We start from the raw sequence: 11,390 nt of genomic DNA on the forward strand, positions 1-11,390 counted from the left end.
GACAGTCGGTGTACCACTCGGTGGTCGGCTACCGGGAGCCGACCACCGAGTGGTACACCGAGGAGCAGGCCAACCGCCGCTGGTGGATGCCGATCCTGCTGGGCATCCTCGCACTGCTGCTGATCGCCCTGATCGGGGTGGGCGTCTGGCTGGCGCTGCGCGCGGCGGACCGAGGGCCCGCGCCGTCCCCGACGCTCTCGCTCCCGGCAACCACCGCCCCGGCCACCAGCGCACCCACCTCGGCCGCGCCGAGCACCGAGCCGCCGACCACCCCGCCCACCACCAGCGCAGCGGCCCAGGTGCCGATGCCCCCGCTGGTCGGGCTGCCGGAGGCGACCGCCCGGGCGATCCTCGACCGGCTCGGCGTGGACTACCGGGTGGAAACCCGGCCGTCGGACCGCCCGGCCGGCACGGTGATCGAGACCGACCCGGGCGTCGGTGAGCTGATCTCCGAGGGGAAGCAGGTCACCGTCGTGGTCGCCGAGGCCGCGGCGCCGACGACCGGCGCCGGCACTCCCACGCCCGGTCCTTCGGCCACCGCGACCCCCTGAACGTCCGTCACCACATGCGCCGTCTCGTGCCGACCAGGCCGAGCCCGGCCAGCGAGATGGCGAGCCCCAGCAGCCCCGAATAGAACAGCGAGCGGCTGACGTCGTCGCTCGTCGGTACGCGGTCGGTGCGGGTTGGGGCGTCGGCCAGCGCGTGCTTCCCGGCGCCACCGTCGGCCTGGTCGGGACTCGGGGCGGTGCCCGCCTCGCCGGCGAGGGAGTCGGCGGGGTCCGCCCAGCCGGACTCTCCGGGCTCGCTGGGCGACGCGGTGTCCTCACCGATCACGGTGATCTCCGGGGCCGGGACCGGTTCGCTGAGCTGCGGGGTGGCGGAGAAGGCGGGATAGCGCACCACGACCGCCAGCGCAGTCGCGGCACCGAACAGTGCCAGGAGTCCGAAGGTGTATCCGATACGGGACCTGTGGTGCCGCCGCGCGGCGGGCAATGTGAGCATGACCATCCCAGATTCGGGGTCCGGGACGCGCGGGGATGGAACTTCGCCGGGTGGCGCCACCGATTCTATGGCCGCAGCAGGCCCGCCGACCGGCCAATCCCTGGTCAGCCCACCCGGACCGGGGTGGGCACGACGGTGCGCCGGGTGTGCACGGCACCCGTCCGGGGCGCCGGGGCGGCCTGGAGCTGGCACAGCCCGGCCGACTGCACGAAGATCGACCGCCGGTTGACCGCGTCCCCCGTCGCGTTCAACTCGTAGCCGTCGAGCCACACCCAGCCGTCGTAGGTGGGCCAGTCGTGCGCGCGGATCACCCGGAACGTGATGGGCCGGAGGAACTGGACACTCGCCGCGCGAGTCACGTGCAGTACGTCACCGGAGCGGGGAAGCACATGAGCTCCTGGGAAGAGTCGGCCGGCGGTTGAGCCGGCGAGAAGCTGATCGTGGGGACGGGTCGGCCCGTTTGCGGGATCGTGCCGCACGGACCGCGGATCAGGTTGTCGGCGGTGGTCGGGCCGTACCCGCGGTGGCGCGCCGCCACCCGACCATCACCCGGCTGCTCCCGGTTACCGCTCCCGCCGCCGCAGCCTGCTGGCGTGCAGCGGCGGGGTCTTCAGCCCCGGGGCAGGTTTCGCGGTGGCGCGAGCCGGCTCACCGCCCACCGTCCGATCGTCGGCGTAATGATCACGCCTAGGGATCATGTGAGGACGATGAGTGACCCTCGCCATATCGACAGAGTGCACCAGCGTCGTGCGACATGCAAGTTGCACGTCGACTTTTGCCGATGAGTATGAGGGACACGGAGCGAGACGCTTGATTGCCTTTGCCCCGGGACGGCACACTGGACGCCGGTTTCGCCCGTCGCGGCCGGTCGAGCACCGGCACCACACCCTGCCGCGAACGATCGCCCGCCGTACGACGGTCGCGCCCTCGGCGGGTGAGGAGCCGGGCGCGATCGACCGGAGGTAGCCGGGTGAGCGCGAGGAGCTGGTCTTCCCGTCCCGCAGCCCGCGGAGCGGCGTCGTGAGCGAGCGGCGCAGCCCCACCATCCGGCGTCGACGCCTGGGGGCGGAACTCCGCCGTCAGCGGGAGGCCGCCGGCATCACCATCGAGGCGGTCGCCGAGCAACTGGAGTGCTCCGCCTCGAAGATCTCCCGCATCGAAACCGGTCACACCAGCGCCACCCCGCGCGACGTGCGGGACATGCTCCGCATCTACGGGGTGGTCGGCGCCGAGAGCGACGAGCTGGTGCAGATTGCCCGCGAGGCCCGCCAGAAGGGCTGGTGGCATCCGTACAGCACGGTGCTGGTCGGGGCGTACGTGGGGCTGGAGGCGGCGGCGAGCTCGATCCGGGCGTACGAGCAGCAGGTGGTGCCGGGCCTGCTGGAGACCGAGGAGTACGCGGGCGCGATGATCCGGGCCGCCCGGCCCGACTTCAGCCCGGAGCAGGTTCACCAACGGGTGCGTGTCCGTCTGGGCCGTCAGTCGTTGTTGACGCAGGATGACCCGGTCGATCTGTGGGTGGTGCTCGACGAGGCGGTGCTGAGCCGGCCGGTGGGCGGGGACGCGGTGATGCGCGCTCAGCTCAAGCGGCTGGTGGAGGTGGCCGAACTGCCGAACGTGACGCTTCAGGTCCTGCCCTTCGAGGTGGGCGCGCACGCCGGCATGGACGGTACCTTCACGATCCTCAGCTTCCCCGAACCGAGTGATCCCGATGTGGTGTACGCGGAGAACGCCACGGGAGGGCTCTTCCTGGAGAAGAGCGACGAACTGCAGAAGTACAGCTTCATCTTCGATCACATTCGAGCGGCGGCCATTCGCCCGGAAGAATCGATCGCATACATCGCAAAACTGGCAGAGGAGCCGTTGTGGAAATGGCGACCAAGGAGTTCCCCGTGGAGCTGACCCAGGCGACCTGGTTCAAGAGTTCCAAGAGCGGGCCCAACTGTGACAACTGCGTGGAGGTCGCGTACGTGACCGGGGCAGTCGGCGTCCGGGACTCGAAGGACAAGACCGGGCCGGCCCTGGTCTTCGCCCCGGGTGACTGGCGCGCGTTCGTCACCGGGGCCAGGAACGGGGCGTTCGGCCGGGCCTGATCCCGCGACCGGACCGAAACGTGGTCCCGCCCGGCCCGACGGCCGGGCGGGACCATTTTTTCTGTCCCCCCGGGCCTTCTGATCGGCCGTCGCCACTTCCATCCCCGCATCGTTGAACCGCACGGAGCAGCAACCGAGCGAGGCAGGCGAGACGGATGACGACGATCGGTTCGGAGAATCTCGGCAACGGCCCGGGCAAGGCGGAACGGTTCGGCGGCAAGTACCGCGGATCGCGCCGGGACACCGTGCTGACCGAGGTGGTCTCCGTCGACACCGAGGCGGACGACCGGGACGGGTCGCCGTCCACAGCGGAGCAGGCCGATCCGCCGCTGTCGCTGCCGTCGCTGGACCCGGACCCGCTCACCGAGCCGTCGTTCCCGCCGTCCGGGTGGCCGGTGGAGCCGGCCGAGTCCCTGGTGGACCATCCGCTGCTGCGCGGCCTGCTGATGGAGCTGCCCCCGAAGGGGAGCGTGCCGCCGCCGGGCTGGCTGGACCGCTGGTTCGAGGCGACCCGGGCGATCCTGGAGCTGCTATACGTGCAGGGGCCGGGCCGCTCGCGCTGACGCCACCTCGTCCGGCAGCGCCCGCTCGCAGAGCCGGTTGTGCCGCAGCGCGTGGCGTACGCCGATCACGGTGACGCCGAGCGCGCCGACGGTGAGCGCCGGTCCGGTGACGGCGGGTCCGGCCAGCAGGTCGACGCCGGCGGCCGAGACCAGGGCCGGGACGAGGGCCAGGGCGGTGACCTGGAGCGGCAGCCCGATCAGCGGGTGCGCCGCGGCGGCGCGCAGGCCGTGCGGGGCGGGGGTGTCCGGCGCGGCGGCGAAGGCGCCGGCACCGGCCCGCAGCCGGCGGACCCGCCGTACCGTGCAGAGCGCCACCACCGCGGCCGGGGCCGCCGCGAGGGCGAGACCGGCGGCGGCCCGGTCGACCGGCGTCGTGCCGGCGCTCTGCAGGCCCGCGATCAGCACCGCGGCCGTCAGGCCGAGCCCAGTCAGGGTCAGGGTGGACAACCATCCGGTACGCCGGCGGAGTGCGCGGGCACGGTCCAGCCGGGGCAGCCCGTCCGCGACGATCCCGGCGGCCAGCCAGACGGCGGCGATCGGGAGCAGAACGGTGAGATGGTCATCCATGCCGTCAGCCTTGCCCAGTTCGACGCGCACCGAATCCGGGCCGGTCCCCGGTTCGTCCCGTAGGCCAGCCCGTAGGGGCCATCTCGCCGGTGATATGGAAAGTTCGACATCTCCAACCTTCCTCCACCGGTGACCTACGCTCTGGTTTGATCGGTCATCGTCGATCTGCCTGCCTCACCGGGCGGACGCTCGCGTGCCGGTCGGAGGGAGGTAGGGAGATGGCTCTCCCACACAGGTCCGTACTCGTCGGCGTGGCCGCCCTGACAATGCTCGCGGCGGCCTCGCCCGCCCTGGCCGCCGAGCCGACCGGAGCGATCCGGGACGCCGGCGGCGCCACCGCGGTGGCCGACAGCTACATCGTGGTGTTGAAGGACAGTGCCGTCGCGCCCAGCCAGGTCGGTGACACCGCGCAGCGGCTGACCGCCCGGCACGGCGGTACGGTGGCGCGCACCTGGCAGGCCGCCCTGCGCGGCTTCGAGGTCCGGGTCGGCGCGCAGGCCGCAGCGCGGATCGCCGCGGACCCCACGGTGGCGTACGTGGAACAGAACCACACCGTCTCGATCTCCGGTACCCAGACGAACCCGCCGTCCTGGGGTCTGGACCGGATCGACCAGCGGAATCTGCCGCTGGACAGCTCGTACACGTACCCGAACACGGCGAGCAACGTGCACGCCTACATCATCGACACCGGCATCCGGACCACGCACACCGACTTCGGCGGCCGGGCGACCTGGGGCACCAACACCGTCGACACCAACAACACCGACTGCAACGGCCACGGGACGCACGTCTCCGGCACGGTCGGCGGCTCCTCGTACGGGGTGGCCAAGGGCGTGCAGCTCGTCGCGGTCAAGGTGCTCAACTGCCAGGGCAGCGGCACCACTGCCGGGGTCGTCTCCGGCGTGGACTGGGTGACCCAGAACGCCGTCAAGCCGGCGGTGGCCAACATGAGCCTCGGCGGCGGTGTCGACACGACCCTGGACACCGCGGTGCGGAACTCGATCAGTTCCGGCGTCACCTACGGCCTGGCCGCCGGCAACGACTCCGGCGCGGACGCCTGCAACACCTCCCCGGCCCGGACCGCCGAGGCGATCACGGTCGGCTCGACCACCAACACCGACGCCCGGTCGTCGTTCTCCAACATCGGCACCTGCCTGGACATCTTCGCGCCGGGCTCGTCCATCACCTCCGCCTGGAACAGCAGCGACACCGCCAGCAACACGATCAGCGGCACGTCGATGGCGACCCCGCACGTGGTCGGCGCGGCGGCGCTGGTGGCCAGCGCCAACCCGTCCTGGACCCCGCAGCAGGTCCGCGACTACCTGGTGAACAACGCCACCAGCGGGGTGGTGACCAACGCCGGGACCGGCTCGCCGAACAAGCTGCTCTACGTGGTCAACGGCAGCACCCCGCCGCCGACCAACGACTTCTCCGTCTCGGTGTCGCCCACCTCGGGCTCCACCGCGCCGGGCGGCTCGGTGACCGCCACCGTCAGCACCGCCACCACCAGCGGCTCGGCCCAGTCGGTCAGCCTCTCCGCGAGCGGCCTGCCCAGCGGCGCGACCGCCTCGTTCAACCCGGCCACGGTGACCTCGGGCGGATCGTCCACGCTGACCATCACCACCTCCACCAGCACCCCCGCCGGCACGTACGCCGTCACGATCAGCGGTACGGCGGCGTCCGGCACGAAGACGGCGACGTACTCCCTCACCGTCACCGGCACCGGTGGCTGCACCGGGGGCGGTCAGAAGCTGGTCAACCCGGGCTTCGAGTCCGGGAACACCGGGTGGACCGCCACCTCGGGCGTGATCGGCCAGTACGGCTCGTCCGGCGAGCCGCCCCGCTCCGGCACCTGGAACGCCTGGCTGGACGGGTACGGCAGCTCGCACACCGACACGCTGGCCCAGTCGGTGAGCCTGCCGGCCGGCTGCTCGTCGTACAGCCTCAGCTTCTGGCTGCACATCGACACGTCGGAGACCACCACCAGCACCGCGTACGACACGCTCAAGGTGCAGGTGCTCAACAGCAGCGGTTCAGTGCTGGCGACCCTCGCCACGTACTCGAACCTGAACAAGAACACCGGCTACGCGCAGCGGTCGTTCAACCTGGGCGCCTACGCCGGGCAGACCGTCCAGATCAAGTTCACCGGGGTGGAGGACTGGTCCCTGCAGACCTCGTTCGTCATCGACGACACCGCGCTGAACGTCTCCTGAGCCAACCTTCCCACCGGCGTCCGGCGGTCACCCTTCGTGGGGGCCGCCGGGCGTCGTTGTGCGGTCAGACGGCGAACGTGGCGGGACGCTCACCGGCCGGCGCCGGCGGGGTGGCCTTCCACAGCCTGGTCTTCTGCGCCGCGAGCCGGGCCAGGTACGCCGGGTTGAGGATCACGTACCGGCGCCAGAGCCGCTTCGGCTCCAGGCCGAGCCGCCAGAACCACTCCAGCCCGGCGCGCTGCATCCACGCCGGCGGGTTTCGCAGCAGGCCGGCGTGGTAGTCGAAGGCCGCGCCGACCGCCATCAGCGGCATGTCCAGCAGCGGCCGCATCGCGTACGCGAAGACCTCCTGCCGGGGGCAGCCCAGCCCGACCAGAACGAGCCGGGCGCCGCTCGCCTTGATCCGATCCGCGATCTCGGCGTCCTCGCCGGGCTGGACCGCGCGGAACTTCGACGGCTCGACACCGGCGATCTTGAGCGCCGGGAACTTCGCCCCCAGCGCCGGGATCAGCCGCGCCAGGGTCTCCTCGGTGGAGCCGTAGAGATAGACCGGCAGCCCATCCTCGGCGAACCGGGCCAGCACCCGCAGCGTCAGCTCCGGGCCGTAGACCCGGTCGGTGAGGCCGGCGCCGTGCAGCAGGTTGAGCGCCCAGCGGACCGGCTGGCCGTCGGGGGTGACCACGTCGAACGAGTTGAGCCGGGCGTTGTGCGCGCGGTCGAGCACCCCGGTCATCACCCCGTGCACCGCCAGCGCGGTGAGGGCCAGCGGGCGGCGCTCGTGCGCCGCCGCGACGACCGCCTCGGTCGCCGCGGCGTAGTCGGTCGCGTCGACCAGCACGCCGAGCACGTTCCGCTTGGTCCCGGTGGTCATGCCTGCGGCACCCACTTGTCCACGTTCGCCTCGTAGATCTCGCGGGCGATCATCGGCACGTCGTACACCTGCTTCCAGTCCGGGTAGTCGGCCTGGAACGCCTCGTTCGAGCCGATCCACCACTTGTGGTCGCCGATCCGGTTCGCCTCGACGTACTCGCTGATCATCTCCTTGCCGGTGATCTCCTCTGCCAGGGCGAAGACCTCACGCATCGAGATGTTGGAGTGTCGGCCGCCGCCCAGGTTGTAGACCGCCGCCGAGCGCGGGTTGCGGAAGAACGACTCGAACGCCGACACCACGTCGGAGCTGTGGATCGCGTCCCGGACCTGCTTGCCCTGGTAGCCAAAGATCTTGTACGTGCGGCGCTCCATGTTCGCGCGCATCACGTAGCCGAGGAAGCCGTGCAGCTCGGTGGCGGAGTGGGCCGGGCCGGTCAGGGTGCCGCCGCGGAAGCAGGCGGTCTTCATGCCGAAGTAGCGGCCGTACTCCTGGACCATCACGTCGGCGGCGACCTTGGAGGCGCCGAAGACCGAGTGCAGGCAGGCGTCGATCGACATGTCCTCGCGGATGCCCTGGTAGTAAGGGTGATCCTCGGGCAACTCGTACCGGGTCTCCAGCTCCATCAGCGGGAGGGTGTTCGGCCGGTCGCCGTAGACCTTGTTGGTCGAGCAGTGGATCACCGGCGCCTCGATGCAGTGCTCGCGGACGTTCTGCAGCACGTTCAGGGTGCCACCGGCGTTCACGTCGAAGTCGGTGAAGGGATCACGGACCGCCCAGTCGTGCGACGGCTGGGCGGCGGTGTGGATCACCACGGCGATGTCCCGCCCGTACCGCTCGAAGAGCTTGCCCAGCGCGGCCCGGTCCCGGATGTCGATGCTGTGGTGGGAGTACCCCGCGCCGAGCTCGTCGGTCAGCCGCCGGACGTTCCAGGCCGTCGACGCCTCGGCACCGAAGAACTCCTGCCGCATGTCGTTGTCGATCCCGACCACGTCGAGCCCGAGGCCGGCGAAGTGCCGGACCGCCTCTGAACCGATCAGACCGCCCGAACCGGTCACCAACGCGACACTCACACGCCACTCCTGGTCCATAGGAGGCAGGGAAACCATCGGAGCATAGCGTGACGTCCGGCACGCCCCGATACGACGCGAGGGCCCCGCAGCTGCGGAGCCCTCGCGATGGTGGGGAAGGGGGGAGTTGAACCCCCACGCCCTTTCGGGCACACGGACCTGAACCGTGCGCGTCTGCCATTCCGCCACTTCCCCGTGGCCTGACCTGCAACACCGTAACTCATCCCGCGCCCGTCGCCTGCGGCGGGTGCCCGGACATATTACGCTGTGACCGGTCATCGCCACGAGCGATCACCGTTCGTGGCGGACGAAACTGTAGCACGACCGCAGGCGTCCCATCGAACGGCCCGTCGGCCGCCGGCCGAGCGGCATGTGAGCTGCGCGGGCGGTGTCCGGATACCATCATGGCCTCGGAACCCGAGGAGGAGCCGGTGAGCGTGCTGCAACGCTTCGAGAAGCGTCTGGAAGGCCTGGTCGAGGGGGCCTTCGCCAAGGTCTTCAAAGGGGTGGTCCACCCCGTGGAGATCCTCAACGCCATGCAGCGGGAGGCCGAGGCGCACAAGGCGATCCTGGCCGGTGGGCGCACGTTGGTGCCCAACCGCTACGTGATCGATCTCTCGCCGTACGACCACAGTCGGCTTGCGCCGTACGCCGCCGCGCTGGCCCAGGAGCTGGCCCAGTCGCAGGCGGAGTTCATCGGCGAGCAGGCGTGGACGGTCTACGGCGACGTGATCGTCGAGATCGAGCGCGGCGAGGGGCTGGACACCGGCATGTTCCGGGTCACCGCCGAGGTCTACACCGGTGGCGACGTCGCCCCGGTCTCCGCGCCCGGCGGCTACGACGCCGGCCCGGCGTACCCGGCGTACGACCAGGGCGGCGGCTACGGCCCGCCGCCGGGGCACGGCGGCGGTCGCAACGTCCGGCTGGTCTCCGGCGACGGTCGCACCTACCCGCTGCAGATGGGCTCGACGGTGATCGGCCGCGGCGACCAGGCGAACCTGCGCCTGCCCGACGTCGGGATCTCCCGCCGGCACGCCCGGCTGGACTTCGACGGCGGCCAGGTCGTGCTGACCGACCTCGGCTCCACCAACGGCACGATGGTCAACGGCCAGCGCGTCTCCGCCGTCGCTCTCAACCCGGGCGACATGATCCAGCTCGGCACGACGACCCTGACCTTCCGCGTGGACGGCTGACCCGCCTTGCCGGAACTCGTCATCACCGTCGCCCGGTTCGGGTTCCTCATCCTGCTGTGGATCTTCGTGTTCACGGTGGTCGGCGTGATCCGCCGGGACCTCTTCGCGGGGGCCCGGTCGGGTCGGCTCGTGGCCGCGCCGCGCGGGGTCGGAGCCTCGACCGGGCAGGCGGCGAAGCCGGCGAAGGTGAAGCGGGGCCGGGCGGCGCATCAGCTGGTGGTCACCGCCGGTCAGTTGGCCGGCACCCGGATCACGCTCGGTGAAGCCCAGATCACCATCGGACGGGCCGAGGACTCGACGCTGGTGATCACCGACGACTACGCTTCCGCACGGCACGCCCGGCTCGTGCCGCGCGACGGGCAGTGGTTCGTGGAGGACCTCGGCTCGACTAACGGCACATACCTGGATCGCGCTAAGGTCACCGGACCAACCCCCGTCCCCCTCGGCGTGCCGATCCGGATCGGCCGCACCTCTCTCGAATTACGGCCATGACTCTGACCTTGCGCTATGCGGCCCACAGCGACCGCGGTCTGATCCGAGACGGTAACCAGGACTCCGTCTACGCCGGGCCGCGGCTGCTTGCCGTCGCCGACGGCATGGGCGGTATGGCCGCCGGTGACGTCGCGAGCAATATCGTCATCGGTGCCATGGCGCCCCTCGACGAGGACGTCCCCGGGGACGCCCTCGTCGACGCGCTGCGATCGGCCGTCGGCACCGCCAACCAGCAGCTCCGCGACACCGTGGACGCCAACCCGCAGCTGGAGGGGATGGGCACCACGCTCACCGCCACCCTCTTCTCGGGCAGCAAGCTCGGCATGGTCCACATCGGTGACTCGCGGGCCTACCTTCTGCGCAACGGCGAGTTCGCGCAGATCACCAAGGACGACACGTACGTCCAGATGCTCGTGGACGAGGGTCGGATCAGCGCGGAGGAGGCGAGCAGCCACCCCCAGCGCTCGCTGCTCACCCGGGCGCTGGACGGCCGCGACATCGACCCCGAGTACTCCGTCCGCCAGGTGCTGCCCGGCGACCGCTACCTGATCTGCAGCGACGGGCTCTCCGGCGTGGTCAGCGCGGACACCATCGGCGACACCCTGCGGGAGTACGCCGACCCGCAGCAGTGCGTCGAGCGGCTGGTGCAGCTGGCCCTGCGCGGCGGCGGCCCGGACAACATCACGGTGATCATCGCCGACGCCACCGACCAGGACATCGTCGAGGCGTCCCCGATCGTCGGCGGCGCCGCTGCCCGCGACCGCGGCATGGCCACCTCGGCCGACGTCTCCACCCCGGCCGCCCGTGCGTCCGCCCTCTCCGCCCCGCGCCCCTCCGCGCCGGAGGAGCCGGCGGACAACCGCGACGACGAGCCGGAGCGGCGCCGGCACCGCCCGCTGCGGGCCGCGGCCATGCTGCTGGCCCTCGTGGTCATCCTCGGTGGCGGCCTCTTCGCCGGGTGGAACTACACCCAGCGGCAGTACTACGTCGGGGCCACCGACTCCGGTCAACTCGCCGTCTTCCGCGGCGTACCGGGCCAGATCGCCGGCCTCGACCTGTCCAGCGTGCACTCCACCAGCGAGGCCAAGCTGGACGACCTCACGCTGGCCGCGCAGGAGCAGGTCAAGCAGGGCATCCAGGCCAAGAGCGAACCGGACGCGGTGCGCCGGCTGGCCGAGCTGACCAGCGACGACCCGGCCAACCCGAACCTCAAGCCGCTCTGCCCGCCGAGTCCCACGGCGGCGGCGGTGAGCCCCACGGCCGCGCCGACCGCCTCCCCGGTGGCGCCGGCCGTCAGCGCCAGCGGCCGGCCGGTCGCCACCGCCACCC

The 11,390-nt window shown here is 71.4% G+C and carries 13 protein-coding genes and 1 tRNA gene; 8 read left to right on the forward strand and 6 right to left on the reverse strand.

The window, feature by feature from the left end:
* Positions 1-551 (forward strand): PASTA domain-containing protein (locus DKL51_RS11675; RefSeq protein WP_124812043.1); only part of this gene is annotated, 551 nt, incomplete at its 5' end.
* Positions 552-558: 7 nt separating this feature from the next.
* Here DKL51_RS11675 and DKL51_RS11680 read toward each other — a convergent pair.
* Positions 559-1,002 carry a hypothetical protein gene (locus tag DKL51_RS11680; protein WP_423790569.1) on the reverse strand — a complete coding sequence of 148 codons (444 nt, stop codon included), beginning with the start codon at positions 1,000-1,002 and terminating at the stop codon, positions 559-561.
* Between the two features lie 104 nt (positions 1,003-1,106).
* The gene (locus tag DKL51_RS11685) at positions 1,107-1,391 is read right to left on the reverse strand and encodes a hypothetical protein (RefSeq protein ID WP_109946679.1); all 285 of its coding nucleotides are present in this window, start codon (positions 1,389-1,391) and stop codon (positions 1,107-1,109) included.
* Between the two features lie 631 nt (positions 1,392-2,022).
* On the opposite strand from DKL51_RS11685, the gene DKL51_RS11690 reads away from it, so the two are divergent.
* The 3 genes from DKL51_RS11690 to DKL51_RS11700 all read left to right on the forward strand — a co-directional run bounded on the left by DKL51_RS11690 (position 2,023) and on the right by DKL51_RS11700 (position 3,658).
* A complete protein-coding gene (locus DKL51_RS11690) occupies positions 2,023-2,904 on the forward strand; it encodes a helix-turn-helix domain-containing protein (RefSeq protein WP_109946680.1) in 882 nt (293 codons plus the stop codon).
* On the forward strand, positions 2,874-3,095 hold the full coding sequence (locus tag DKL51_RS11695; protein ID WP_109946681.1) for a DUF397 domain-containing protein: 222 nt from the start codon (positions 2,874-2,876) through the stop codon (positions 3,093-3,095). The genes DKL51_RS11690 and DKL51_RS11695 overlap by 31 nt, the downstream gene beginning before the upstream one ends.
* A gap of 155 nt (positions 3,096-3,250) precedes the next feature.
* Positions 3,251-3,658, forward strand: a complete 408-nt coding sequence (locus tag DKL51_RS11700) for a hypothetical protein (protein WP_109946682.1) — start codon at positions 3,251-3,253, stop codon at positions 3,656-3,658.
* Here DKL51_RS11700 and DKL51_RS11705 read toward each other — a convergent pair.
* Positions 3,626-4,225 carry a hypothetical protein gene (locus DKL51_RS11705; RefSeq protein WP_124812044.1) on the reverse strand — a complete coding sequence of 200 codons (600 nt, stop codon included), beginning with the start codon at positions 4,223-4,225 and terminating at the stop codon, positions 3,626-3,628. The genes DKL51_RS11700 and DKL51_RS11705 overlap by 33 nt on opposite strands.
* Before the next feature lie 218 nt (positions 4,226-4,443).
* On the opposite strand from DKL51_RS11705, the gene DKL51_RS36900 reads away from it, so the two are divergent.
* Positions 4,444-6,438 (forward strand): S8 family peptidase, encoded by a 1,995-nt coding sequence (locus DKL51_RS36900; protein ID WP_109946683.1) that lies wholly within the window; start codon positions 4,444-4,446, stop codon positions 6,436-6,438.
* A 64-nt stretch (positions 6,439-6,502) separates the two neighbouring features.
* On the opposite strand, the gene DKL51_RS11715 is transcribed toward DKL51_RS36900, so the two are convergent.
* The 3 genes from DKL51_RS11715 to DKL51_RS11725 all read right to left on the reverse strand — a co-directional run bounded on the left by DKL51_RS11715 (position 6,503) and on the right by DKL51_RS11725 (position 8,571).
* The gene (locus DKL51_RS11715; RefSeq protein WP_124812045.1) at positions 6,503-7,309 is read right to left on the reverse strand and encodes a WecB/TagA/CpsF family glycosyltransferase; all 807 of its coding nucleotides are present in this window, start codon (positions 7,307-7,309) and stop codon (positions 6,503-6,505) included.
* Positions 7,306-8,379: an NAD-dependent epimerase/dehydratase family protein gene (locus DKL51_RS11720; RefSeq protein ID WP_109946684.1), complete on the reverse strand. Its 1,074-nt coding sequence runs from the start codon at positions 8,377-8,379 to the stop codon at positions 7,306-7,308. Before DKL51_RS11720 ends, DKL51_RS11715 begins: the two co-directional genes overlap by 4 nt.
* A 106-nt stretch (positions 8,380-8,485) precedes the next feature.
* Positions 8,486-8,571: transfer RNA gene (locus tag DKL51_RS11725), tRNA-Leu, on the reverse strand.
* Positions 8,572-8,780: 209 nt separating this feature from the next.
* Here DKL51_RS11725 and DKL51_RS11730 point away from each other — a divergent pair.
* The 3 genes from DKL51_RS11730 to DKL51_RS11740 all read left to right on the forward strand — a co-directional run.
* Positions 8,781-9,569, forward strand: a complete 789-nt coding sequence (locus tag DKL51_RS11730; protein WP_109946685.1) for an FHA domain-containing protein — start codon at positions 8,781-8,783, stop codon at positions 9,567-9,569.
* A 6-nt stretch (positions 9,570-9,575) separates the two neighbouring features.
* Positions 9,576-10,061 carry an FHA domain-containing protein FhaB/FipA gene (locus DKL51_RS11735; RefSeq protein ID WP_109946686.1) on the forward strand — a complete coding sequence of 162 codons (486 nt, stop codon included), beginning with the start codon at positions 9,576-9,578 and terminating at the stop codon, positions 10,059-10,061.
* Positions 10,058-11,390 (forward strand): PP2C family protein-serine/threonine phosphatase (locus DKL51_RS11740; RefSeq protein WP_148097769.1); only part of this gene is annotated, 1,333 nt, incomplete at its 3' end. The genes DKL51_RS11735 and DKL51_RS11740, both read left to right, overlap by 4 nt.

Origin of the sequence: Micromonospora globispora (assembly GCF_003857015.1) — a bacterium.
Lineage (GTDB): Bacteria > Actinomycetota > Actinomycetes > Mycobacteriales > Micromonosporaceae > Micromonospora > Micromonospora globispora.

Coding starts and splice junctions, on each gene's coding strand:
- DKL51_RS11680 (WP_423790569.1), bottom strand. CDS start 1,002: ATGCTCACATTGCCCGCCGCGCGGCGGCACCACAGGTCCCGTATCGGA.
- DKL51_RS11695 (WP_109946681.1), top strand. CDS start 2,874: ATGGCGACCAAGGAGTTCCCCGTGGAGCTGACCCAGGCGACCTGGTTC.
- DKL51_RS11700 (WP_109946682.1), top strand. CDS start 3,251: ATGACGACGATCGGTTCGGAGAATCTCGGCAACGGCCCGGGCAAGGCG.
- DKL51_RS11705 (WP_124812044.1), bottom strand. CDS start 4,225: ATGGATGACCATCTCACCGTTCTGCTCCCGATCGCCGCCGTCTGGCTG.
- DKL51_RS36900 (WP_109946683.1), top strand. CDS start 4,444: ATGGCTCTCCCACACAGGTCCGTACTCGTCGGCGTGGCCGCCCTGACA.
- DKL51_RS11715 (WP_124812045.1), bottom strand. CDS start 7,309: ATGACCACCGGGACCAAGCGGAACGTGCTCGGCGTGCTGGTCGACGCG.
- DKL51_RS11730 (WP_109946685.1), top strand. CDS start 8,781: ATGGCCTCGGAACCCGAGGAGGAGCCGGTGAGCGTGCTGCAACGCTTC.